Source organism: Erwinia sp. E_sp_B01_1, from assembly GCF_036865545.1.
Lineage (GTDB): Bacteria > Pseudomonadota > Gammaproteobacteria > Enterobacterales > Enterobacteriaceae > Erwinia.
Genome location: NZ_CP142208.1, coordinates 1,275,487 through 1,299,888, shown reverse-complemented (window position 1 = coordinate 1,299,888; position 24,402 = coordinate 1,275,487). Strand labels below are relative to the sequence as shown.

At 50.9% G+C, this 24,402-nt stretch carries 23 protein-coding genes and 2 pseudogenes; 7 read left to right on the top strand and 18 right to left on the bottom strand.

Translation table 11 applies throughout. The features are described from left to right. Positions 1 to 12: 12 nt before the first annotated feature. Entirely contained in the window at positions 13 to 1,143 is a 1,131-nt protein-coding gene (locus VRC33_RS06375) for an ROK family protein (protein ID WP_338561994.1), read from the top strand. A gap of 56 nt (positions 1,144 to 1,199) precedes the next feature. Here VRC33_RS06375 and VRC33_RS06370 read toward each other — a convergent pair whose 3' ends face one another. From VRC33_RS06370 to VRC33_RS06350, 5 genes and pseudogenes are all read right to left on the bottom strand, one after another. Further along, entirely contained in the window at positions 1,200 to 2,450 is a 1,251-nt protein-coding gene (locus tag VRC33_RS06370) for a cytochrome c (protein ID WP_338564103.1), read from the bottom strand. 11 nt (positions 2,451 to 2,461) lie between these two features. Beyond that, positions 2,462 to 4,230, bottom strand: a pseudogene (locus tag VRC33_RS06365) (GMC family oxidoreductase). 40 nt (positions 4,231 to 4,270) lie between these two features. After that, a complete protein-coding gene (locus tag VRC33_RS06360) occupies positions 4,271 to 4,996 on the bottom strand; it encodes a gluconate 2-dehydrogenase subunit 3 family protein (RefSeq protein ID WP_338561990.1) in 726 nt (241 codons plus the stop codon). A gap of 418 nt (positions 4,997 to 5,414) precedes the next feature. Continuing rightward, positions 5,415 to 5,909, bottom strand: a complete 495-nt coding sequence (locus VRC33_RS06355) for a DUF1198 family protein (RefSeq protein ID WP_338561988.1) — start codon at positions 5,907 to 5,909, stop codon at positions 5,415 to 5,417. 443 nt (positions 5,910 to 6,352) lie between these two features. Beyond that, on the bottom strand, positions 6,353 to 7,216 hold the full coding sequence (locus VRC33_RS06350) for an AraC family transcriptional regulator (protein ID WP_338561985.1): 864 nt from the start codon (positions 7,214 to 7,216) through the stop codon (positions 6,353 to 6,355). A 179-nt stretch (positions 7,217 to 7,395) separates the two neighbouring features. Here VRC33_RS06350 and VRC33_RS06345 point away from each other — a divergent pair, with 179 nt between their 5' ends. Beyond that, a complete protein-coding gene (locus tag VRC33_RS06345) occupies positions 7,396 to 8,292 on the top strand; it encodes an EamA family transporter (protein WP_338561983.1) in 897 nt (298 codons plus the stop codon). Positions 8,293 to 8,315: 23 nt separating this feature from the next. On the opposite strand, the gene VRC33_RS06340 is transcribed toward VRC33_RS06345, so the two are convergent. From VRC33_RS06340 to VRC33_RS06315, 6 genes are all read right to left on the bottom strand, one after another. Then, positions 8,316 to 9,281 (bottom strand): chemotaxis protein, encoded by a 966-nt coding sequence (locus tag VRC33_RS06340; RefSeq protein WP_338561981.1) that lies wholly within the window; start codon positions 9,279 to 9,281, stop codon positions 8,316 to 8,318. A gap of 207 nt (positions 9,282 to 9,488) precedes the next feature. After that, positions 9,489 to 10,634 (bottom strand): FMN-dependent L-lactate dehydrogenase LldD, encoded by a 1,146-nt coding sequence (gene lldD, locus VRC33_RS06335; RefSeq protein WP_338561979.1) that lies wholly within the window; start codon positions 10,632 to 10,634, stop codon positions 9,489 to 9,491. Between the two features lie 9 nt (positions 10,635 to 10,643). Next, complete coding sequence (gene lldR, locus VRC33_RS06330; protein ID WP_338561977.1) at positions 10,644 to 11,396, bottom strand: transcriptional regulator LldR; 753 nt, start codon at positions 11,394 to 11,396, stop codon at positions 10,644 to 10,646. Next, positions 11,393 to 13,051 (bottom strand): L-lactate permease, encoded by a 1,659-nt coding sequence (lldP, locus tag VRC33_RS06325; RefSeq protein ID WP_338561975.1) that lies wholly within the window; start codon positions 13,049 to 13,051, stop codon positions 11,393 to 11,395. The genes lldR and lldP overlap by 4 nt, the downstream gene beginning before the upstream one ends. Before the next feature lie 393 nt (positions 13,052 to 13,444). Continuing rightward, on the bottom strand, positions 13,445 to 13,879 hold the full coding sequence (locus tag VRC33_RS06320; RefSeq protein ID WP_338561973.1) for a 6,7-dimethyl-8-ribityllumazine synthase: 435 nt from the start codon (positions 13,877 to 13,879) through the stop codon (positions 13,445 to 13,447). 132 nt (positions 13,880 to 14,011) lie between these two features. Next, positions 14,012 to 14,149, bottom strand: a complete 138-nt coding sequence (locus VRC33_RS06315; RefSeq protein WP_338561970.1) for a hypothetical protein — start codon at positions 14,147 to 14,149, stop codon at positions 14,012 to 14,014. Positions 14,150 to 14,281: 132 nt separating this feature from the next. On the opposite strand from VRC33_RS06315, the pseudogene VRC33_RS06310 reads away from it, so the two are divergent. Further along, a pseudogene (locus tag VRC33_RS06310) lies at positions 14,282 to 14,680 on the top strand (SDR family oxidoreductase); the annotation flags it as partial. Between the two features lie 68 nt (positions 14,681 to 14,748). Here VRC33_RS06310 and VRC33_RS06305 read toward each other — a convergent pair. After that, positions 14,749 to 14,982: a hypothetical protein gene (locus VRC33_RS06305; RefSeq protein ID WP_338561968.1), complete on the bottom strand. Its 234-nt coding sequence runs from the start codon at positions 14,980 to 14,982 to the stop codon at positions 14,749 to 14,751. Between the two features lie 406 nt (positions 14,983 to 15,388). After that, positions 15,389 to 15,487 (bottom strand): YoaK family small membrane protein, encoded by a 99-nt coding sequence (locus VRC33_RS06300; protein WP_338561965.1) that lies wholly within the window; start codon positions 15,485 to 15,487, stop codon positions 15,389 to 15,391. A 669-nt stretch (positions 15,488 to 16,156) separates the two neighbouring features. Between VRC33_RS06300 and VRC33_RS06295 the strand changes: the two genes are divergently transcribed. Then, positions 16,157 to 16,327 carry a hypothetical protein gene (locus VRC33_RS06295; protein WP_338561964.1) on the top strand — a complete coding sequence of 57 codons (171 nt, stop codon included), beginning with the start codon at positions 16,157 to 16,159 and terminating at the stop codon, positions 16,325 to 16,327. A gap of 105 nt (positions 16,328 to 16,432) precedes the next feature. Here VRC33_RS06295 and mqo read toward each other — a convergent pair whose 3' ends face one another. The 3 genes from mqo to VRC33_RS06280 all read right to left on the bottom strand — a co-directional run bounded on the left by mqo (position 16,433) and on the right by VRC33_RS06280 (position 19,210). Beyond that, positions 16,433 to 18,091 carry a malate dehydrogenase (quinone) gene (gene mqo / locus VRC33_RS06290; RefSeq protein WP_338561961.1) on the bottom strand — a complete coding sequence of 553 codons (1,659 nt, stop codon included), beginning with the start codon at positions 18,089 to 18,091 and terminating at the stop codon, positions 16,433 to 16,435. Positions 18,092 to 18,416: 325 nt separating this feature from the next. Next, positions 18,417 to 18,674, bottom strand: coding sequence for a biofilm/acid-resistance regulator YmgB/AriR (locus VRC33_RS06285; RefSeq protein WP_338561959.1), 258 nt, complete (start codon positions 18,672 to 18,674; stop codon positions 18,417 to 18,419). 323 nt (positions 18,675 to 18,997) lie between these two features. Continuing rightward, positions 18,998 to 19,210: a KTSC domain-containing protein gene (locus VRC33_RS06280; RefSeq protein ID WP_338561957.1), complete on the bottom strand. Its 213-nt coding sequence runs from the start codon at positions 19,208 to 19,210 to the stop codon at positions 18,998 to 19,000. A gap of 794 nt (positions 19,211 to 20,004) precedes the next feature. Between VRC33_RS06280 and VRC33_RS06275 the strand changes: the two genes are divergently transcribed. After that, the gene (locus VRC33_RS06275; RefSeq protein WP_338561955.1) at positions 20,005 to 21,213 is read left to right on the top strand and encodes a diguanylate phosphodiesterase; all 1,209 of its coding nucleotides are present in this window, start codon (positions 20,005 to 20,007) and stop codon (positions 21,211 to 21,213) included. Positions 21,214 to 21,591: 378 nt separating this feature from the next. On the opposite strand, the gene VRC33_RS06270 is transcribed toward VRC33_RS06275, so the two are convergent. Beyond that, positions 21,592 to 21,969: a hypothetical protein gene (locus VRC33_RS06270; protein WP_338576933.1), complete on the bottom strand. Its 378-nt coding sequence runs from the start codon at positions 21,967 to 21,969 to the stop codon at positions 21,592 to 21,594. Between the two features lie 495 nt (positions 21,970 to 22,464). On the opposite strand from VRC33_RS06270, the gene VRC33_RS06265 reads away from it, so the two are divergent. Next, on the top strand, positions 22,465 to 22,599 hold the full coding sequence (locus tag VRC33_RS06265) for a hypothetical protein (protein WP_338561953.1): 135 nt from the start codon (positions 22,465 to 22,467) through the stop codon (positions 22,597 to 22,599). Between the two features lie 265 nt (positions 22,600 to 22,864). On the opposite strand, the gene VRC33_RS06260 is transcribed toward VRC33_RS06265, so the two are convergent. Continuing rightward, positions 22,865 to 23,221 carry a hypothetical protein gene (locus VRC33_RS06260; RefSeq protein WP_338561951.1) on the bottom strand — a complete coding sequence of 119 codons (357 nt, stop codon included), beginning with the start codon at positions 23,219 to 23,221 and terminating at the stop codon, positions 22,865 to 22,867. Between the two features lie 955 nt (positions 23,222 to 24,176). Here VRC33_RS06260 and VRC33_RS06255 point away from each other — a divergent pair. After that, the gene (locus VRC33_RS06255; protein WP_338561950.1) at positions 24,177 to 24,335 is read left to right on the top strand and encodes a hypothetical protein; all 159 of its coding nucleotides are present in this window, start codon (positions 24,177 to 24,179) and stop codon (positions 24,333 to 24,335) included. Positions 24,336 to 24,402 lie beyond the last annotated feature (67 nt).

Here is a 24,402-nt window from a genome sequence, read left to right as displayed (position 1 = left end):
CAGGGAACCCGCATGAAAGAGTCAGGCAAGGGGCCAGCTTTACTTCGACTGAACAATGAAAAACGGATACTGACGGCGTTACGCCAGCAGCGCATCACCACCCGGCAGGATATTGCCGGGCATCTGGCGCTGAGTAAAAACACGGTTTCACTGATTATTGACGATCTGATTTCCCGTGAATGGGTGCAGGAACAGGGGCCACTTCAGGTGACTTCTGCCGGCCGTCCGAAGATTGGCATTGCCCTGTGCGGTGGCAAGCTCAAAGCGGCTGGCGTGATGGTGGAGCGCCATCACATTCATCTGACGGTCACCGATTACCTCTCAGAGATCCTTGAAGAGTCCAGTTGGCCGACAGAGACCAGCGATCCGGCCAGTGTAATGGCTGAACTCCGGGCGTTATGTCAGGCGCTATACCAGCGCCATCCGGAGCTGCTGGGCATCGGGCTGGGCTTTCCCGGCATCGTCGATCCCGCAGCCGGATATCTTCATATCTCTTCCCACCTTGGCTGGCACAATGTCGACATCCGGTCCGCCTTTATCTCCTGGGCTGGCCCACCCGTTCACATCATGAATTACGTCAGGGCGGCGGCACTTCAGGCGCGAACGCTGGATAACCCGACTGAAGGAGCCAGCTGTTTTTATCTGCGTATTGGTGAAGGGATTGGCGGTGCCTTACTGCTGGGCAACGAAATCTACAGTGGAAGCAGCTGGACGGCTGGTGAAGCAGGCCACCTGACCGTGGCTGAAGATCCTTTGTGCAACTGTGGTAAACGTGGCTGCCTGGAAGCGCTGATCGGTCTTCCGGCGATTGAACAACAATTGGCAGAAAAAGAGGCGGGGTTAAGCTGGAAAACGCGGGAGCAATCGCCTGAAAAAGTGGATGAGGTGATGCAGTTTGCCGGGCATTATCTGGGGAAAGCCCTGAGCCAGATTATGCTGCTGCTTAATCCGTCCACCATTGTGATCGATGGTCCCTGGAACAGGCATGCGGCTTTTCGGGCAGCGGTGGAACGAACCGCGCGGGCTGATACCCTGGCCTTTACCTTCTCACACACCCGACTGACCTTTGCCGAAGCCCCCCTCTCGCCAACACAAGGCCTGGCGCTGGCGATTATTGAGCACAACGAAGCATCCCCTTTCTGACATAAAAAAAGAGAGGCTTTCGCCTCTCTCTTCGTTTCCTGCCTGTTAAGTGCAGATTACTTTTTCAGGGTTTTCCTGACTTCCGCGACCTGATCTGCTGTCACAGCTTCAGCTTTGTTGCTCCAGCCCTGGCGGATAAAGGTGGCAAGCTTAGCCACCTGATCATCGCTGAGACGGTTAGCAAAGCCTGGCATCGCCAGCGTCGAAGGTGCTTTCGCTGTTGAAGGCTGCTGCGCTCCGGCCAGGATAGTGTGGATCAATCCACCCGGATCTTCTGCATTCACAATCGTTGCCTGATCCAGCTCAGGGAAGATACCCGGTGCGCCTTTGCCTGTGACGAAGTGACAGGCGCCACAGTTATCCAGATACAGACGCTCACCTTCAGAGAGGTTTTTTGCTGCCGTGAGTTTCGCTTCCGTTGGACTCACCGCATCAGCGTGTGCCACAGGAGCGGGTGGGTTCCCACCCAGGAACTTCAGGTAGGCGGCAATGGCTTTCAGGTCGGCATCGCTCATGTAGGAAGTGCTGTGCTCAACTACCGAAGTCATCTCGCCGCCTACAGCCGCTTTGTCATTGCGTCCGGTTGCCAGATAATCCACGGTTTCCTGCTCTGTCCAGCGAGGCAGACCGCGCAGTGAAGGCACTTCCCAGCCGTTGAGATTGCCCCCGGCCAGGAACTTGTCGTCGCCGCTGTCCAGCGCTTTCTCATTCATGCCCAGCCCGCGTGGGGTATGGCAGCTCCCGCAGTGGCCCAGGCTTTCGACCAGGTAGGCACCGCGATTCACTTCTGCCGTGGCTCCGCCAATTGGCTGGAACGGCTTATCAGACGTGAATGCCCAGTTCCAGAAACGCATGCCCCAGCGCTGGCTGAACGGGAAGCTCAGATCCGTTTCCGGCGGTGCTTCAGCGCTCGGCTTCACGCCTTGCATAAAGTACGCATACAGCGCGTGCATATCCCGATCGTTGATTTTGGCGTAATCAGGATAAGGCATTGCCGGGTAGAGACGTTTGCCATCCGGCAGCACGCCTTTGCGCACCGCATCAGAGAATTGCTGCTCTGAGTAGTTGCCGATACCCTGATCTTTATCCGGCGTGATATTGGTCGAATAGATGGTGCCCAGATTCGACTCAATCGCCAGCCCACCTGAGAACTCAGGTTTACCCGGGACAGAGTGACAGGCGCTACAGTCGCCCAGGCGCGAAATATACTCGCCCTGCTTGATCAGAGCCTCATCTGCCTGTGCCATCTGACAAAAACCTGCGCCCAGCAACAGCGTATTGGCGATTAAAAAACGGGTCAGTTTCATTTTCATCTCGCTTATGCCTGTACCAGTGGGCCGGGATTTTTCAGATAGTGTTCTTTGATAGCCTGAGCCGCCATCAGCGTAATCGCCCCGATGGTATCGGTCGGGTTAGCCTGGAAGTTCTGCGGGAACGCATTCCCCCTGGCACAAAGACGTTGTGCACATCCCAGCTCTGCAGATACTTGTTCAGCGCCGATGTCTGCGGATTGTCGCCCATGACCGCCCCACCCACGTTGTGCGTGGAAACATACTTGGTCAGGTCGAAATGCGCATCCATTGACAGGAAGCTTTCGCTGTAGCTGTCCGGGTTAAGCTCTTTGGTGATATTCCCGACGATGCCCTTAAGATACTGTTGCAGCTTAAGTTCATTCGCTTTCCAGTCAAAGGTCATACGCAGCAAGGGATAGCCGTACTCATCTTTGTAGTTCGGATCCAGATCCAGATAAATATCGCGATAGGACTGGCAGGTCGTGGTGATGCTGATCTTCATGGAGTGGCCGTACCACTCTTCCATGCCCTCTTTCCAGCCGGAACCCCAGGTTGGCGTGCCTTTCGGCAGTGCAGTGCTGATCGGCGTACCGGTAGCCTGAGAGCTGTGGATTTTTGCCCCACCGATAAAGCCCAGTGATGGACCATCAAAGTTGCCCGGAGAGATGTCATTGATCATCTGACCGGTAGCGCCGGCGGTGGCAAACGGGTTGAAGTTTTTATCTTTAAAGAACAGCGTGGAGCCGCCGTTGCTCAGGAACGCATAGTTACGACCGATTACACCCTCTTCGGTGATGGGGTTGTAAGGCTTACCAATGCCGGAAAGCAGCATCAGACGCACGTTGGCGAACTGGAAGCCGCTCAGCACTACAATTTTCGCGGGCTGGAAGCACTCGTTGCCCTGCTCATCGATGTAGATCACGCCTTTGGCGGTTTTCTTGTCATCGTGCAGCACCACTTTCAACACGTTGGCGTTCACTTCATAAGAGAAGTTTTTCATCCGCTTTAACGAATCCATTACTGCCGTTTGCGGCGAGGCTTTGGAGTAGTTCAGGCACGGATATTTACTGCAGTAGCCGCAATAGTTGCAGGGGGCGATCTGGTTGCCGTAAGGGTTAGTCCAGGCACGGGATACGCAGGCTGACGGGTTCGGGAACGGGTGATAGCCCAGCTTCTTCGCCGCCGCAGCGAACATGGTGGTGTTCAGCGTATCTTCCAGTGCGGGCAGAGGGTATGGCTCAGAGCGTGGACCTTCAAAAGGATCGCCCCCTTCCAGAATCTGCCCACGCAGGTTACCGGTGGTGCCGGACTGGCCACAGATGTTTTCAAACTTGGTGTAATACGGCTCAATTTCATCCCAGGTGAACGGGAAGTCCATGATGCGCATATCTTCCTGCAGGATGCCTGGCTTATAGGCTTCGTCTGCGTAGGTTTTCAGTTTGAGGTCTGTTGGGGTAGGACGGATCAATACAGCCGTCCAGTGCAGACCCGAGCCACCCACACCAGTACCGGGTGCGAAAGCGCCCCATTTACGGGTTGGGAGCGCGGTCTGGCTCATGTTATAGCGAACAGTCAGTGCGGCTTCTTTCGGGGTCGCCATCACTTTATTGCGCACGCCGTAGGCGTACTCGTCCGCCGGTTTCGGGTAGGCGAAGTCTTCATAAGTCCTGTCGCCACCCCGCTCAAGCGCGCGAACGTTCAATCCGGCCATAGCCAGCTCGATACTCATCAGCGAGCCAGCCCAGCCCAGGCCGACAACGACTACGTCGACTTCTTCTTTGTTTACCAGTGCCATATCAAATCCTGCCAATCAGATGAAAACGGAGAAAACTCACTTAAGCTTGCTGGCCAAGAATGCTGACCGGGCCGAGCGGATAAGGCACGTTGTGCTGTTTCACCCACTCGGTGAAGCTGGCTCGTGCGCCAGGGAAGCCGATGGCGATCCACGCCTTCATTCCCTTGTTTCCGCCGTACATAGGATCGGCCAGATAACCGTGCTTGGTATCCGACAGCAGTCCGGCAAAGAACTGCGATCCTTTCAGTGAGTCTTCCCCCAGATCGGCGAAGTTAATCGTGTTTTTCTGAACCTGAGTCAGCACGGCATCTTTGTCCGCATCTGAAAGTTCGTGGAACGCTTTTTGATGGTTTTTCTGGCACCAGTCGCTGACCAGTTTGATACCGGTTTTATAAATTTGCTGAGGTTTGAACGGGATCTGATAACCCATAGTGGCCGGAGCATTGACGTTGAAAGGCCCCTGCATATAGATCTCTTCGCCCATATCGGTGCGCATCTGCTGATCGATAAAGATCGGCACGTTGGTTTCCAGTGCGCCAGGGGCTTTACCCTTGCCGCCAGCCGGGATCAAACGATCGCAGGCGGCCATCACGAATTGCCACTCTTCGGCACTGAAAAATACCGGTTTGTAGTCGACCAGCTCAGGAGCGGCCATTTCAGCAGCTTGCGCTGCCGTTATTCCCTTAAATACCATTTCGCCTAAAGGTAAGGCTAACAGCGATCCTAATAAAAACTTACGACGGGTAGTTTCTTTTTGAAGGAGCATAACACCACGACTCTCACATGCTAATAAAATGTAATTTGAGTTAATAAGTATCTATATCGACGAAGCTTTACGTAATGTTATGGATACATAGGTTACAAAGTGTAATATTTGAATGCAAAATATATACAGTTAAGTTTTTGTCATATTGTTAAAAAATAAAGAATTAATGATAAAGCTATGTTATGGCTAAAAAACCGGCATAACCCCTCTGTTTATGCTGATTCAGGAAAGAATCTTTGGGTAACGGGCAGGTGATAATCGCCAGGCGTGACAATGCCCATGCTAAATATATGGAAAAAAGTCGTCTGTGGTCGCCAGGCTTATTTAACGATTAAATTCATTATATTTAACAATAAATACACAATGGGCGCGCGAAATTCCCCTTTTACAGGGAATAAAGAATTAAAGGGAATAAAGCTTAGTGGCGGTTGAGGCGGGAATGCAGCGGATAAACATTATTCTGCATACCCGGTGGGTGATCCTCAGGCGTGGCAAAACGCTCGTTATAGCGCTGGCGGAAAGCATGCATTTCCTGGGCATCGGGTTCCAGCTCACGCAGGAAAGTTAACGCCAGCCGCACATGCTCATTGCTGAGTTCACAAGGCAGGTAGGCCTTCCGCAGTACGCCGCGCCAGAACATCATGCTCTCATCGGACTCGTCAACGATAAACACCTGATAAATCAACAGCACGCTGGCGCTGTTGGCGATATGGGCTTCATTATCGCGGGCCAGGTACTGCACAAACTCTTCCCCGGCGGTGCGGCCCATCAGACTGATCAGGGATTCCACATAAACCGGCTCCAGGTTCAGCCGTTTTGTTAACGTGCGGGTTGCCCGCCGCGTCTGGGAGTTAAGCACACGAAAACCAATAATAAAGACCACAACCAGGGTCGCAAGCATCAGCCAAATCATCAACATTCCTGTTCAGGCACGCACCGTTCCCGGGAGTAAGAACGGCAGCGTCAGATTACCAGCAGCCTGGCGGCCATTGCAACCGGGAGAAAAGGCTGCCCGAAGGCAGCCGGGGTATCAGCGTTTCTGGCTACAGCACAGTGGACACAGGCGGCTGGAACCATAACGTTTGTTTGCTGTAAGTAATGCATCTGTTGAAGTGTAAAACGTGCCCAGAAACTCTCTTTGTCGTTTCAGAATGCTTAACTTCAGGCAGCCTGAACGATGGACAACTTTGAGAGCTTCCTGGCGCGGTTTCTGCTCCAGATAATAATAATCGCCCATTGTTATCTCTTTGTTAACTTCTGTCGAACAAAGAAACAGTACACCGGCTGGACTGGTAAATATGTCTTTATAAACGCTTTTTGGTCAAATTCAGACCCCTGACCAGGAAAAGTTTCAGGTCAGGTGCGCAAAGCAGAAGGCGCAAAACCATAGACGCTGCGGAAACGATTACTGAAATGGCTGGAGGAGCTGAAGCCACAGGCCAGCGCGATTTCTGTCAGCGGCAGTCTGCTGTGACGGACCAGATGCTCGGCTTTCGCCATTCTTCGCTGCATTACATACTGATGAGGAGCCAGTTTAGTGGATTGCCTGAACATTCTGGCGAAGTGAAACTCGCTCAGCCCGGCCTGCAAAGCCAGTTCTGCCAGCGTCAGGGACGAGGCCAGATTCTCTTCAATAAAGGCGATCAGTGTGCGTAACACTCCGGGTGCCAGTCCGCCGCGTACCGCAGGAAGCTTCCATAACACTTCACTGTAATGCTGCAATAAGTGGGTCATCAGCAGGGTTGAAGCGCTGCTCAGCGTCAGATGGTTAGCGTTTTGCTGCCAGTCGCTGCTCAGCAAAAAGTGCCGGTAAAGCTGCGTAATCCGCACATCCTCGCTGAACACCTTTTCGTCCAGCGAGATGCTGGCCGGGCTTTTGTCCCAGATTTGCTCAGCAAGGTGGCGCAGATGCTGGTCCGTGCAGTAAAGGTGCACAAACGAGAATTCAGAGCGGATATCCCATGTAGATTCGCTGTTCTCTGGCATCAGACAAAAACGATCCGGCCCGCCGCCATTCTGCCAGCCTGCCCGGGTTTTATGCCAGGTGTTGAATCCGGCCTCTACATACAGGCTCAGGGTGTGGTGATCGCTGCGTTGCGTGACGCAGTCAAAATCATTGCGCCAGGCGGCGAGCTGGATCCCCGAGCCAAGTTGCACGCTCTCCTGCAGGCGCGCGCGATGCTGACGCAGATTTTCAAAAGCCTGATAGGGCGCGCTCATAGTGACCTCGGGCGATAAACAGAAGCTCAGTTTAGGGAGGCTCAGAAGCAGATTCCAGTGGTTCCGGGCTGTGGTCCAAAATAACCGCAAGAATTTGCAAGTCACCGCAGCGCGCTGCAAGCGCAACCGGCCGGCAACGACGACACTGACGGGTAACTAAAGCAGTGACAGAGGCAGCGATGAACGGACTTTTGTATATGTTGGTGGTGGTGATTTGGGGAACGACGTGGATAGCTATTGTGATGCAACAGGGCGTGGTGTCGGTAACCGTTTCGGTATTCTGGCGCTTTCTGGTCGCCGCACTGGCGATGGTTGTCGTGCTGGGTCTGCTGGGCAGGTTACGTAAAATCAGCCTTAATGACCACCTCTTCTGCCTGCTTCAGGGCTGCTGCGTTTTCGGCTTTAATTTTGTCTGCTTCTACCATGCCGCTTCCTTTATCAGCAGCGGACTGGAGTCGGTGATTTTCTCTATGGCCGTGTTATATAACGCAGTCAACAGCATGATTTTTTTCCGCCTGCGTCCGCATCCCAATCTGTTACCCGCGGCAGCGCTTGGCATCACCGGTATCGTTGCTCTGTTCTGGCACGACCTGGTATCCAGCGAAATGGCCCCTTCTCTGCTGATCGGCATTGGCCTCAGCGCCCTGGGAACCTTTGGTTTTTCTCTGGGCAATATGATCAGCACCCGCCACCAGCGACGCGGGCTGGAGATCCTCTCCACTAACACCTATGCAATGCTGTATGGAGCTTTAGTGATGGCCGGGATCAGCCTGTTTAACGGCGATCGCTTTATGCCGGAGCTGTCGGCGCGCTATCTGGGATCGCTGCTCTATCTGGCTATTTTCGGCTCGGTGATTGGATTTGGCGCTTACTTCTCTCTGGTGGGGCGTATCGGTGCCAGTCAGGCGGCCTACAGCACGCTGCTGTTTCCGCTGGTGGCGCTGACGCTTTCCACCCTTTATGAAGGCTATGTCTGGCATGCCAATGCGGTCATTGGCCTGCTGCTGATCCTGCTGGGCAATCTGGTGATGTTTGCCCGGCCGGGTTTCTTCAGGCTGCGCCGGGCGGCGGCGTAAATCACATCCTCCTGGACAGAGGCTTAATTTGACGCCTCTGCCAGCACTTTGTGGATCACTGCTGAAAGCTGATTGATCTCAAATTTCGCCACATAGCCGTTGGCACCCACTTTTCGGACGTGGTCTTCGTTGGCACTGCCGGAGAGGGAAGAGTGGATCACCACCGGGATATCGCGCAGGTTAATATCACTTTTGATATTACGCGTCAGGGTAAAACCATCCATCTCCGGCATTTCGAGGTCGGTCAGTACCATCGAGATTTTATCGCGGACAGAGACGCCTTCAGCTTCAGCCTGCTTCGCCATCAGTTTGATCTTCTCCCAGGCTTCAAGCCCGGTATTGTGCATGATCGCCGGAATGTTCATCGCCTTCAGGCCCTGCTCCAGCATCTGACGCGCCACTCTGGAGTCTTCAGCCACAATGGCCACCGAACCAGGGCGGATATCAAACTCTTTCAGCTTGATGTCATCCTGCTTCACTTCACGGACGGAAGGGATGACATCATGCAGGATCTGTTCTACATCCAGCACTAACGCCATGGTGCTGTTCTGCTTGTCTGCATTCAGACAGGCGATGCTGGTGATGTTACGGCTGCTCACACCGGATTCGGCAGCGTGCACCTGACTCCAGTCCAGACGGACGATATCTTCCACGGATTCCACCGCGAACGCCTGGGTACTGCGGGCGTATTCAGTGACCAGAATCAGGTTAAGCCCTGTGGCAGGCGTACAGCCCACAACGGCTGGCAGATCGATCACCGGGATGAATTGTCCACGAATGTTCGCCATACCCATCAGCGGGGACTTCATGCCTGCCGCTTTGGTGATGGTGGTCATCGGCACAATTTCACGCAGCTTAAAGACGTTAATTCCGAATAACTCAGATTTTTCCTCGTTGAGATCGGAGCCTAAACGAAACACCAGCAATTCAAATTTGTTTGATAAGGCCAGGTTTGCCCTCTCGTCGATCTCTTTCTGAAAGTTATCCATTTTACCCTCTACGTTAATGTGCGCGCCTGAATCTCTCTGTCAGGGTTATCGGCAGAGCGGAAGAAAAGTACAGGGCTAACGCAGGGAGCCAGAGTAAATTTACCTGCTTAAAAGTTAAGCGGTTAGTTTTGTTGAGAAATTAAGGGGCTGCTTAAGACCAGCCCGATGCGATTACTGCCTGGCCGCTAAAGGTCGACCTCAATGCCATTATTGCCTGGCCGCTTCAACCAGCGAGTCACGCGTGATCTCTGCGATGGAACTCGCGCCGGTCAGCGTCATGGCTACCCGCATCTCTTTTTCAAACAGGTTCAGCAGATTGGTGACGCCTGCTTCGCCAGCTGTTGCCAGAGCATAGATAAAAGCGCGGCCAATTAACGCCGTGTCTGCGCCCAGAGCCAGCATCCGCAGCACATCCAGCCCGCTGCGTACGCCGCCATCCGCCAGAATAGTCAGGTCTCCTTTTACCGCATCCGCAATGGCCGGCAGCGCGCGTGCCGAAGAGAGCACGCCGTCCAACTGACGGCCACCGTGGTTGGAAACCACAATACCGTCGGCGCCAAACCGCACCGCATCCCGCGCATCCTCAGGATCAAGAATGCCTTTGATGATCATCGGCCCTTTCCAGAAGTCACGGATCCACTCCAGATCGCTCCAGGAGATGGAGGGATCGAAGTTATTCGCCAGCCAGCCAATGTAATCCGCAAGGTTGGTGGGTTCACCCCGATAGGCGGAGATATTGCCGAGATCGTGCGGACGCCCGTGCAGACCAACATCCCAGGCCCACTGCGGATGCATCACCGATTGCAGGTAACGGCGTAAAGGGCCATGCGCCCCGCTCATGCCTGAATGAGCATCGCGGTAGCGGGCGCCCGGCACCGGCATATCCACGGTAAAGACCAGGGTAGTACAGCCTGCGGCCTGAGCGCGTTCCAGCGCGTTACGCATAAATCCCCGATCCCGCAGCACGTAAAGCTGGAACCACATAGGCCGCTTCATGGCCGGGGCCACCTCTTCAATCGGGCAAACGGAGACCGTTGATAAGGTAAAGGGAATGCCCTTTTTATCCGCCGCACGGGCAGCCTGAACCTCTCCCCTGCGGGCATACATTCCGCAAAGCCCCACCGGGGCCAGCGCGACCGGCATGGACAAGGTTTCGTTGAACAGCGTTGTCTCCAGGCTCAGCGAAGACATATTACGCAGAATGCGCTGGCGCAGGGCGATATCCGCCAGATCTTCGCAGTTGCGTTGCAGCGTATGTTCGTCATAGGCGCCACCGTCAGCGTAGTGAAAAAGAAACGGAGGAATTTTCGCTTTTGCCGCGGCTCGGTAATCCTTTGAGGAGGAGATAATCACGTTCAGGCCTCACTTAGTGTTTGGTTCATTCGGGATACGCAGGCTGCGTGCGTGTCGCGCCTCCTGCTCTGTCAGGCCATGCAGGGTTTGGGCAACAAACTCAAGATGGTGGGTCATCGCTTGCCGGGCGGCGTCCGGCTCACCGCCAACGATTGCCTGGTAAATGGCCAGGTGCTGGTCTGCCAGACGGTCAGGGATAGTCGGCTGGAGATACAATCTCTGTCGGCTTTGCATGACCGAGGATTGCAGTAAATCAAACAGGCCCCGCATGGCCTGCAACAGCACCAGATTGTGCGAAGCCTCCGCAATGGTAAGGTGAAAACGCACATCAGAATGCGCAGCGAGATCCGGGTCTTCGCGATCGGAGATGTGCTGCATTGCAGCTAAACAGGTTTTCAGACGGGCTTTGTCTTCCCCGGTGGCGCGGCTCGCAGCATGCCAGGCGGTGCTGGACTCAATCGCTATCCTCGCTTCCAGCACGTCATAACGGTAACCCGGATCCTCTGCCAGCAGCGTGCTCAGCGGCATCACCAGCCGCTGCTCTGTCCAGTCGGGCCCGGCTGGCTGCAGAAAGGTCCCGCCCCCGCGACGGCTGAACAGCACGCCCAGGCTGATCAGCTTTTGCATCGCTTCCCGTAGGGACGAGCGGGAGACGCCTAACTGTTGAGCCAGCTGTCGCTCGGCTGGAAGCCGCTGACCCGGTTTCAGCTGATTATCGCTGATATAAACCCGCAAACGATCGGCTAACAGATCGCTGCTCATGGGATCATCCAGGGCAGGACATAGGCCTGCAGGGTGGTGATAACCCCAACCATACAGGTGAAGATCAGGCTGTGTTTTACCGTGAAGCGGAACAAATCCGACTCTTTACCCGCCAGGCCAACGGCCGCACAGGCAATGGCAATCGACTGCGGAGAGATCATCTTGCCCGTCACGCCGCCGGTGGTATTGGCGGCAACCAGCAGAACTTCCGGCACGCCAATCTGCTGGGCGGTGGTGGCCTGTAAAGCAGCGAACAGCGCATTGGATGAGGTATCCGATCCGGTCAGAAAGACCCCGAGCCAGCCCAGGAAAGGTGAGAAAAAGGTAAAGGCGCTACCGGTATGCGCCAGTGCCAGAGCCAGCGTAGTGGAGAGCCCGGAATAGTTGGAGATAAAGGCAAACGCCAGCACCGCGCCAATGGAGTAAATCGGCAATGCCAGCTCGCGCAGCGTTTCCACGAAGGTTTTCACTGCCAGTGCCGGTTTCATTTTCAGCCAGACTATCGCCATCAGCGCCGAGATAAAGATGGCTGTACCCGTGGCCGAGAACCAGTCGAATTTGAAAATGGCCGCATAAGGTTCAGCGCCCGCCACCACCGGGGGCATCTTAGTGACCTGCAGATGCAGGAAAGGCACGGCTACGGTGGCAACCCAGCTGTAAAGCGCACCTCCCGGCGTAAACAGCGCTTTGAACGGTGGAACGCTCCAGACGGTAACGGTAAAGGTCAGGAAAATAAAGGGCATCCAGGCCCGCAAAATCTGCCTGGCGCTGTACCTTTTTTCCGGCTGTGAATCCCGGTCAACCTGCCCTTGTTCCTCGCGGTCAAAGCGAAAAATGCGTACCGGCTTCCAGACGCGAAGAAACAGCGTCAGGCACAACAGCGAAACCAGCGCGGAGATCACGTCCGGCAGTTCCGGACCGAGGAAATTGGAGGTCAGATACTGGGCAATTGCAAATGAGCCACCGGAGACCAGTACCGCAGGCCAGGTCTCTTTCACCCCACGCCAGCCATCCATGATAGCCATCACCCAGAACAGCACAATCATCGTCAGGAACGGCAGTTGCCGCCCCGCCATCTGGCTGATCGCCATAGCATCAATGCCGGTCACCTGGCCTGCAACAATAATCGGAATGCCCATTGCACCGAAAGCCACCGGCGCAGTATTAACGATCAGGCATAAACCGGCGGCGTAAACCGGCTTGAATCCCAGGCCCACCAGCAATGCCGCAGTAATCGCTACCGGCGCGCCAAAGCCTGCTGCTCCTTCAAGGAACGAGCCAAACGCAAAGCCCACAATCAGCATTTGCAGGCGCTGGTCCTCCGTTATTGACAGGATGGAGCTGCGGATGATGTCGAACTGCCCGGTTTTGACGGTGATTTTATAAACGAAGACCGCCCCGACGATTATCCATGCGATCGGCCACAGTCCGTAAAAAAAGCCGAAAACAGCGGCAGACAGGGCTTTATCAACCGGCATACGATAAAACAGCAGCGCTACGGCCAGAGCAATTAACACCGTGATGGTGCCGGCAACATAGCCTTTCATGCGTAATTTGGTCAGGGCCAGGAAGAAGAACAATATTGGCAGGGCCGCGATCAGGCTGGAGAGCCAGATATTGCCCAGAGGATCGTAATTTTGTAGCCAGCTACCCATTATCGTTGTGCTCCTGAAAGAGTGCCAGAGGGTGCTGCTGTTGGCTGGATCAGGTCCGGGAAAAACGCCGTTTTCGGATATTGGTCCTACCAAAGCAGTCAGCAGCGGCAATTGTTTCTCTTTTGATAACCTTAAAGCAACAATTGCATAACCTCACTATTGCAACCCGTAAAGCGGCTCACAGTTTGGCTGCATTGGTAGGACCAAAATAAGAACGGTCAGCAGCGTCTTAAGGAGAAAGCGGAACTGGATATTGGTAAAAGCGGAATACTGAGATTTGCTGCACAGGGTTAACAGGCGGGCTGAGTCAGGAGGACAAATTGCGGGTTCGGGTTAAGGGTTCGGGTTCAACACCGGGAGACACTCCCCCGGCGTATGCTGTAACAGCTTAGATTACTTAAGTTCGCTAATCATGCAAACGGCACGGGCAGCTTCAGCCCCTTTCTTGATAAAGTGCTCGCTGTAAAAGCCAGTAAACTCATCGGCAGGCTGGAAATTGTGCGGCGTCAGGGAAACGGAGAATACCGGGACATCAGTTGCCAGTTGCACATCCATCAGTCCGGTTACCACGGCTTGAGCCACGAAGTCATGACGGTAGATACCTCCGTCCACCACCAGCGCAGCGCAAACGATCGCATCCACGTCGCCGCGTTTAGCCAGACGCTGGGCCAGCAGGGGCATTTCAAAGGCGCCCGGTACGTCCAGCACGGTAATCTGGCAGTCAACTTCACGGGCAGCCATCTCATTTTTAAATCCGGCCAGCGCCTGATTAACGATATCGGCATGCCAGTTGGCTTTTATGAATGCAACTTTCAGCGGGGAAACCATAGATTACTCCTGTCAAAATGGGCGACGATGACCACCCTAAAGTCCGCTAGTTTAAGCTTCACCGGCGCAATGGGAAAGCCTGTTTCTAAAACATTTCCTCATTACTTTTAACAAAAAAGGCTAAGCAGGCATTTACTGGTCCTGATATGGATCTTTCTTGTCATCTTCACTGTCATCACGTGTCCTGGGAATTTCACCATGCTCATTCGGTTTATCTTGAGCCGGATGGTGATCTTCTTTACGTTTTTTGTCCGCGTTGTGATCTGTCATCGCTCTCTCCTTTAACTTTTGTTTCTTAAGTTTAGACGATGGTGCCAGCCTGTCATTCTGCCCCGCCAGGAAAGTTTTTACAGAGAGATCCTGAGCACACATCCCTGATGCCCCAGTGCAGATTTATTTTCTTACATGCCTGCCCTGCTGAAAAGCAAAGGCAACGTGGTGAATATCTCTTCCGTTTCCGGATTAGGGGGTGACTGGGGGATAAGCGTTTATAACGCGGCCAAAGGGGCGATTACTAATTTCACCTGCTCTCTTGCGATGGATTACGGCACTGATGGCGTGCGGGTTAATGCAATCTGTCCCGGCTTTACGCTGACCGATCTTACGGAAGATATAAAAGATAATCAGGCACTGCTGAATAAATTCTGTGAGCGTATTCCGCTGGCACGAGCAGGGCTGCCGGAAAACATTGCCAGTGCAGTTGCCTTTATTGCCAGCGATGATGCCAGCTATATTACCGGCGTAAATCTGCCGGTAGATGGCGGTATTACCGCTTCCAACGGTCAGCCTGAACAAACATAGCCTGGGTTCAGAACCTGATGCATGGTCTGGCATCGGGTTCTGAACCTGCAACAGTGACGTTGTGAGATTTAGTTTTCTGCAGGTTTGCAATCCGAATAAACGTAACTCTCGCTGGCATTACGCAGTACATAGCTCTCTTTCAGCTTCACAAAAGTGACATCCTTCACTTTTGCTGCCATCGCCGTTTCGCCATCTTCAGTTTTTAAAGGCTGCAGCTCAGGGGAAGTGATTTTTTTCTGACCATCGGTAGAAAAGGTAAAGCTTTTACCCTCATCCGTCACCGTGGAGTGCGTGTTTACCACTGATACTTTTGGCTGCTGGCCGGGTGAGTTGACACTGTGCGTCAGGCTGCAAGTCAGTGTTTGTGAAGCGGAAGCCGTCAATGAGATTGCCGACAAAACCATCATTAAAACTGTATTTCTTGTGCGCATAAGCCTCCCTTAATGTCTGACTTAAGGTTAGCAGAGGATACCCCCCTTTGCGCACTGGATAATTCCGAGAGAGGGTTTAGTTATCTCTGCTCTTCATATTTGACGTAAGAAAAAGCCCGGCACGAAGCCAGGCTAAAAATGCAAAACTGGATGACCCAGTAATTCTCGTATACACACACACAGTGTGTACAGCAGTCTCATAATAGATCGGATTTTACCCAGTTCAAATAGCTGACGTCATAACTGGTCATAGGAGTTTGTTTTGACCGGGGTGGTACTAAGCCCCAGGCATCCAGGCACCGCTTGCGATAAACCAGACCAAAAGCGTTACGCCCGCAATTCCCACAGCAGCCGGAAACAGATAACCAATCTTCATAAATTCCTCGTTAATCACCCTGCCTGTAAACACTCTTACGGCGGCCATCGTTGATGAAGCAGGCAGGAATACTATCACATCGAGGCACGCTTAAAATTCCGTTGCACGGATGTTCGCTCTGCCTGAACCTGGATATCGGAAGAGTGATGTGAGGAGAACATACCTATTGTGCTTATTTAAGAGTGAGATTTGTTCAGATGTATCTATTCACTCACAGACCTGTAAGCTGGCGGTCTCAGTTGAAACTGAGACAGATTTCCCATTGTAAGAATTCCATGCCTGTGTAACGCAGGCTTTTTTGTTTTTCAGCTAAGCGTTAGCATACCGGCCGGTTTGAGATCGGTTTCTTAACCCCTCCCCCTGCCATTCCTTACAGCCCAATACTCATTGATCGCCCATTCAGACAGCCCTGCATTGATGAATACAATCTTCCCTTTCCAGGCAACCTGAAACGCATTGCTAAACACATTCTGCCCCTTACACGCAGTCACAAATGTTCACACCCTTCTTAGCATTAAGCGTGAAATACCCGCTTATGAGGATGCCTGACCTCAGGCACCCTAAGTTAACACTAAGGCCATCTTCCTGAACTAGTTACGTTATTTTCTGGAAATGCTCGCGACAGCAACTACTCTTAAAGTTCTTAACAAATTTGACCAAGGGAACTTCATGAAAAAATATGTAAGCGGTATTTTGATCGTAATGGCTCTGGCAACATTATCAGGCTGCCAGCATGACAGCAGCGCTGTCGGTAGCGATGGACGTCCACATGCGCCAAGCGGTCAGGCTTCCCCTGGCGGCACCCTGGGTTCTGGCCCGGTCGGTCAGCCTCAGTCCTGATTCTTTTACTGTCTCCCGCCTGATTAATGGGCCGGTAGCGCAGTAAAAAGGGTAAAAAAAGCCCCCGACATTTCTCAATGCCGGGGGCTTTTATTTTGCTCGCGCTTACAGTGCCATATCGTGCGCGTTAGTGCTGGACTGCTTCTCGCCTTCAGGCTTGGCGGCAGCGGCTTTATCAGCCCCTTGCTTCATGTTAATGACCGGTGGCTTGGTCAGTTGCAGCGCAGCAGCGGTGTCATCCCAGACTTTCTGAGTCAGCGCAACGTTGCCGTTCAACTGCTGGCCATAGCTTGGAACAACAGTGCGAATCTTGCTCTGCCACTCTGGTGAATTAAATTGTTCAGGGAACAGCTTCTTGATCACGTTGATAGAGATAGGTGCGGCAGTAGAAGCGCCCGGGGAAGCACCCAACAGGGCAGCCAGCGTTTTCTGCTGATCGGTTACGATCTCAGTACCCAGCTTCAACACGCCGCCTTTCTCAGCATCTTTCTTGATGATCTGCACGCGCTGACCAGCCTGAATTAATTTCCAGTCTTCTTTGCGAGCGGAAGGATAGTACTCTTTCAGCGCTTCAAAACGGTCGTCGTCACTCAACATCACCTGACCGATCAGGTATTTCACCAGATCGAAGTTATCCATACCCACGTCAGTCATTGGAATGACGTTTTTGGTAGTGGTGGTGCTCAGCAGATCCATGAACGAACCCTGCTTCAGGAACTTGGTGGAGAATGTCGCAAATGGCCCAAACAGCACTACGCGCTTGCCATCAAGGAAACGGGCATCAAGGTGTGGAACAGACATCGGTGGAGCACCCACATTAGCCTGGCCGTAAACTTTTTCAGCGTGCTGACGGGTAATTTCCGGGTTTTCAGTGACCAGGAATGAACCGCCAACCGGGAATCCAGCATAGTTATCCGCTTCAGGGATGCCGGTTTTCTGTAACAGCTTCAGCGCGCCGCCACCTGCACCGATGAAGACATATTTTGCATCCACTGCATGACTTTTACCGCTCTTCACGTCAGTCACGGTTACGTGCCAGGAATTGTCAGCATTGCGGCTGAAATCAGTGGCTTCAGTAGAGGTCTCCAGCGTGAAGTTGCTGTTCTTCTTCAGGCTGCCAACCAGCTGGCGGGTGATTTCGCCATAGTTCACATCCGTGCCGACCGGCGTCCAGGTAGCCGCAACTTTCTGCGCAGGATCGCGTCCTTCAATGATCAGAGGTGCCCACTTCTTGATTTGGTTCTGATCGGTAGAGAACTCCATTCCCTGGAACAGGGTGGTAGTCTGCAGCGCCTGGAAACGTTTAGTCAGGAAGTCGACATTTTTATCGCCCCAGACAAAACTCATGTGCGGCGTGGAGTTAATAAAGGAATGGGGATTCTGCAACACGCCACGCTGGAGCTGAGAGGTCCAGAACTGGCGGGAAATCATAAAGGCTTCATTAATTTCCAGCGCTTTAGCAAATTCAATAGTCCCGTCTGCACGCTGAGGCGTGTAGTTCAGTTCCATATTTGCAGAGTGACCCGTACCGGCATTATTCCAGCCGTTGGAAGATTCAAGCGCCACACCATCAAGCTTCTCAACCATTAACTGTTTCCAGTCAGGTTGAAGATCGTGCAATAAGGTACCCAAAGAAGCACTCATGATGCCGCCGCCGATCAGTAAAACGTCGGTTTTTTCAGTAGCATCTTCAGCGTGAACATTGGAGCAGATGAGCAGAGCAAGAAGGGAGACAGCAGGTGCAACTTTTTTTATCTGTGACATTTGAGTAACTTACGTAAACAATAATTGATAAATTAGACAATTATTTTAACAAACTCGTTAACAAATTAAAGACACATTTAACTACAAATGAAGTTTCTTTAGTTACAATTCTAATTGTGATATAAATCAATAACATACAAATAAAACAAGTGTGAGATAATTTACGTTAAGGCATGAATAATCCCTTATTACCCTGGGGATGTTAGCCATTTACGCCCTGAACTTATCTCTTTTTCATTCAATTGTGAAATTTAGCCGCATGGCATTTAACACTTGCGGCCTGTTTAAACCCACCGGGCGATGGGTTCAGGAAATAAAGGCAGGATTATCCAATATGATCATCAGGCGTATGCTGAACGATCATTTCCAGCGCATTTCTGTATATATCCAGCATGATGACATCCTGCTCAGTTTCCAGACGCTCGAGAAGTTTCAGGATAATTGCTTTATTGGATACAAAGCCTCCCTGAGCAGTCAGACCCCGGATAATTTCACCGATGATTCTGGTTTCAGCCCCCTTCAACTCACCAGAAGCATTCATGTGCTCCTGGAGCTGCATCTCGGCAGAAATCTGTTTTTGCATGATGTATCCCCTCACAGAGTAAATTTCATTCAAGTTGATGGCCAGGCTGGCGACGCTGTACAGATAAAATAAAGCTATACAAAAAAAGAGCCTCTGCAGGTAAAAATCCAGTAAATACCTTCAGAGGCGATGCAGTGCATCATTCGTTAGCAGTTTTTGAATAACTCCGCGGTAAACTTATACGAACTTTTAAAACTTGTACAATGATAAATTTCCGCTTCCGGGTGCGATAAGTTGCCAGAAAAATGCAACTTTTTGCCATGCATCAGATGGCGTGAACATTGTCATGTCAGGCCAAAAGTTTCATTAACTCAGGTTTGGAATCATCCTACGTTCCGAAAAGGATAAGAACTTTTGATATTTTGATTGAAAAATTCACGTTTGGAAGCGGCGTTCATCAGACCACTGTAAATGTGAGTTCTGACGCCAAAGTACTGATTAACGATGCCATAGCGGAACGAGATCTCCAGCGTCGAGGTGTCGGCATCATAGCCAACGGATTTCAGTATTGAAGAGGTTACAGGCTTACGGATCATTGCAATCTCCAGGTACGAGTTGAAAACCACAAATTAAGATTAGTACTAAGCTGAAGAACAAATATTGTCCATGATCAACCTAATTTCAACATCTGACAGGTAAGTTTTAGAAACTTTGCTTAAGTGATATTCCAGAAAAACCTGACAGGCAGAAGCCGGGCGCGGCAACGCTGTGCTTTTCAGTCAGCGAGAACAAAACCTTATGGCTCTGGAGCTACGGCAGCAGTTAACTGCTTATGCTGGCCCTGCCCTCAGGTTACTGCAAGGCAAAAACTCCAGCTCAAGGCAGCCCTCTGCTTAAAATGACAAGACTGAAAAATTCTTCTTCCTGGAAAAGCGTAAAGACATGACGTTGAAAGAGTGCCTGAAATCCCCAGATCAAAAATGCCAAAAAAAGGCCGCCTTTCGGCGACCTCTCTGAAGACTGCTCCCCATCCGGCGCTTATCTCCGGCACTCTTTATGGCTTAGCTCTTGAAGGGGGCGAGAGAGATTATGCCGCGATTGCCAGGATAATCCTTAACATTAATTGCTATTGTAATTATTAGTTAGCTCACTAAACAGCCAGCTTAAGGCAGTGGTTTTATCAAAGCTTAAACTGCTCCTGGCCTGCAAAAAAATCCTGTAAATGAACACACTCCAATTAGTTCCGAATTAATGGGCTATGCATTTGTTTTAAATCATTTTGTTAAACAGGCATAAAATGCTCACTTTGCGATTTATTCACACAAAATGAACAACCCGCCAGCGGCTTCTGGTACTGTATGGCGCAAAATATCTGAAACCTGGATCTTAAATGCTATCTACCATCATTTATCGCAGCCATATCGCTGATGACGTTCCGGTAAAAATACTGGAAGAGCTGGCTGTTAAAGCCAACAAAGTTAACGAGTTGTTTGATGTAACCGGCATTTTACTGTTTAACGGCACCCACTTTTTCCAGGTTTTAGAGGGCCCTGAAAAAGCTGTGCGTACGATTTATGATCGTCTGTGTGACGATAGCCGTCACCACAACATCGTTGAACTGATGCGCGACTATGCGCCTTCCCGCCGGTTTGGCAATGTGGGGATGGAGCTATTTGATCTGCGGCAGTATGACAAAGCGACTGTTCTACAGGCCGTGTTTGATAAAGGGACTTCAAAATATCAGCTGACGTATGACGACAGGGCATTAAGGTTTATCCGTACCTTTGTGGAAGCTACGGAAAAAGAGAACTACTTTGAGATTCCTCCAGCGAACAACTGGGACTTTGTCACTGATAAGATCGCGCCCTCCATCCAGCCCCCTGCCCTGCCTGACGAAGGGTGTCACTTTGCTTTCCAGCCTATTATTGATCCTCTTGCACAGCAGGTCGTCTCTATTGAGGCGCTGCTTCGGACTACTGATGGTGGCTCACCGCGGGACTATTTCTCAACTCTGCCAGAGGATGAGATTTATGCAGCCGATCTGCATGCCAAAAAACACGCTTTTGCTCTGGCTGATAAACTGGGCATTCAGGGGCAGACGTTATCTGTAAACCTGTTACCCATGGCGCTGGTGATGGTTCCAGATGCCGTGGAGATCCTGCTGGAAGGAATCCGGGCAAATGGGCTGGTGCCCGATCAGATTATCGTTGAGGTAACTGAAAATGAGGTCATTTCACGGCTGGGAGAATTTGCTATTTCCATAAAAAAACTGAAAGCAGCGGGAATCAGGCTGGCTCTGGACAACTTTGGTGCCGGGTTCGGTGGATTATCGTTACTTTCACGCATTCAGCCTGACGTAATCAAAATTGACCGCAACATTATTTGCGATGTGCATAAAAGTGGTTCAAAGCAGGCTATTGTGCAGGCAATTTTGAAATGCTGCTCCTCACTGGAGATTGCGGTGATTGCAGCGGGCGTGGAGAAACCTGAAGAGTGGATGTGGCTGGAGGCTGCCGGAATTTGTCAGTTCCAGGGCTACCTCTTCGCCAGCCCTGAACTCAATGCCATCCCTGACGTAGCCTGGCCGGAACCTAAATAGCGGCAACAATATTCTTTAAAGATAGCGCGCTGAAGCCTGCGGCCAGCGCGGCTATCGGCACTGGCCGGTTATACTGTCGATGCCGTTAGGGCACACGTCTGCAGACGGTATCAAGGTTGCCAGCCCTGCTCCACACCCTGACAACGTCAGGCAGGCTAACAAAATAATCATTTTCATTCTTAACCACCCTTCAGACTTAACCTCTCAAATTAAGATATATCGGAAGCCCGTATAAACCAACGTTTTGAGCGACATAGATCGTCAGATGATGTAAACCCCGCTCTAAAGTTTACTCTCTGCTAAAAACGTAAAAGGCCAGCTCTTAAGCTGACCTTTATGAAATTGCTTAGTGTAAGTGGAAGGCACTGATCGCTTCGATCAGGCTCCGTGTACCCCGCCTGTACCGATTTCAAGAAAGCGCCCCAGACCATTATGAGCACTGTCTACAGCAAGCTGATTTCTGGCTTCAAGGTAAAATTTACCGTAAATAACCTGAGGGGCATTTTCAGGGGGTAATACAGAATATGTAGCCACAGTCGCCCCTTTGTCATAGCTGCAACTCATTAACCAGCTCCCATCGGGTTCCTGATTAGCAAGGCACTTACCGGGTCCGTAGGTAGATTGAAGTAAATTATTTGCACCCTTTTCCGCCAGTCTGACGTATTCAGGATGACTTCCACTAGCGGAGTAGCTCGCATAAGCGGCTGAGGCGACTAGTGTTATAGTCACCCCAAGAACTAAGAATGATTTTCTCATTAAATATAATCCATCACTTTAATTGATGGATTAATGGTATAAGAAACATCTTAAACATGCACTCAATAAATTTCCAAATGTGTAAAATTGTTTCATTTGTAAGTGCTTACTAACAAATCTACAGGTTCGTTTGGAGGAGTAGTTGTAATGGGTTACTTAAGGAGATTGAACGCTATTTTGGCTGAGTATTGGGGAGAGATAGCCTGAACCATCGTTATCCCTGGCCTTTTGAATAGCCTGGCAAGAACCATCTTCTGATGATGGTCTTGTGACATACTTTGGAGCGCAGTATGTGGAAACTGAACAAAATTACCCCAGAAAAATAACCTTTATCATATCCCTCTCCCCAAGCGGAAATGTTGGGATAAACTCTGACATCACAGATCTGCAAGGCAACGCAAAAGGCTGTACTTTTATCAGGATTCCTATTGCTTTTCTTAAGTGTATATTAATGGTAGGGCCTTCCCCAATGGCAAGACTACACTGGAACAAAAAATGAAAAAGATTACCGCAATCCTTCTGGTATCAGTGCTGGGCATCATGTCTGCTTCAGCTTTTGCCTGTCCAAAAGGCCAGCACCCACATGGTGGGACTGGATCACATCATAAAGGCGGCTACTGTTCTTATTGATTAGAAGTGATTTGGGCAAGAAAGCCTGTAAGCAAAACCCGCCGGGTGGCGAGTAATGATCACCCGGAAGGTTTTTTCAAAACTGTCTTCGAGCTTAAGAAAACGTGCATCGATCTGCCCTTGGGAATCCAGCAACTTACCCTGTTCATTTCTACTTCATAAACGATATTGCTAACTTGCTGTTCGCCTGCCACCCACTATTCTCCGGGCATAAAAAACCCCGCCAGAGCGAGGTTTAAATTGATCCCGCATTGATTTAGAGCTTTTAGGAGTGATTCTCACAGCCTGGCAAACTGCGGTCAATAATCAGATTTCCTTCAGCGCGAATGCCAATTTTACCAAAAATGAATGCGTGGTTAAGTTGAGTGATTACGACATTGCTCAGGCCAACTGCACATTTGTCATTTTCGATAGCGCGGTCAATTGCGGTTTTCATGTTAGGTATCCCGGTTGGGAATAGAATAACCGGATAAGAATCTTCTGCCTTAACACGCGGACCAGTAACGAATTTATTGCCATTGATGTTGTAATTCTTTGTGCTACCCACTGTCAGGTCGGCGATTCGGATTGAGCATCCGGAAAGAATCATTGCGCCTAAAACCACTGCTAAAATCTTTTTCATTATATGTTTCCATTGATTGCAATCGGAAACATCCTAACAGAAACGTTAATGCTTTCAATAAAAAATAGTGGTGCTTTTTTACAAAGCCTTGGCTCGATATTCTGCCTGTTCCGCCAAGGAGTCATTCACTGCAGGCTCTTACTCTTCCTAGGTGAATGTCTATTAGTATGGATACTCAGCGTTAAATATGAGCTGTAGTTCAGTCATACTGAGTTGTTCCCCCCGGCTCTGATAATACTAAAGCGGTTAATCAGTTAATCTCAGGGCGTTGCTGGACGCTCAAGGATATGATTTCTATGAAACTACAAGCCCCGATAACTCCACCAAAAAAATCATTGCTAGAAAACTCACCCGTTCTTACGAAGCGGCCTGCCAGAAAGCCAACCGCAGCAAAATAGGTTTTCTGAAGAAGAACAGGAAATTTCAGTAATATCTCTATGCATGCAGACATCACAGACCAGGCTGCTGAGGTTGAAGAGTTGGAAAGGACTATTGCTTTGGCTAATAGGAAGAAGCCGGAACCTCCCTCACATGTATTTCGGGTCGACCTGTAATTTGAACGTCATTACTCCCAACTCTACACTTGGGAAGGTTTTGTTGAGCTTAACCTGGCGGTATGTCACCAGCTTTTCGCGAAAGAAAAACGGAAATAATATCGTGTTATCGATAATTGTTGATGTCAGGGTAAGGAATTATTGTGATTAACTGATTCAAGCAAGCTATTTTGTTGATTAAAAACAGTGGGATACTGGATTCCGGTTAAGTGAATGGTTTGTTTAGGTGGGATATTTACATAACCGTAAGCTTAAGCATGGCTCGAATTGGGCGGCATTATTATGCTTATGGGTAGCATGGGCAACTGCGCTTTGCATGGTGCCAGAGCCTACTGGGTTAGTTAAAGCTGTATGGTTAAAGAAATAGCCGGATCGGTTAGAATTCAACTTAAGGAGTATTCATGTCTATCTATTTGAAACTAGCTTTTCCACTTCTGGCTGTAGGACTGACCATGATTTATGGATTTTACAAAAAGAAGGATAAGAACTTCCTGATTCCCGGCTTCGTTCTGATAGCGACAGCGTTCGTGAATGCAGTTATCGGGATTAGCTTAAGCTGAGATGAAGGATCAGGGGGTACTGGAAGTGAAATTGCGGCCTCACCGCAGACATCTTAGACGGTCCGTC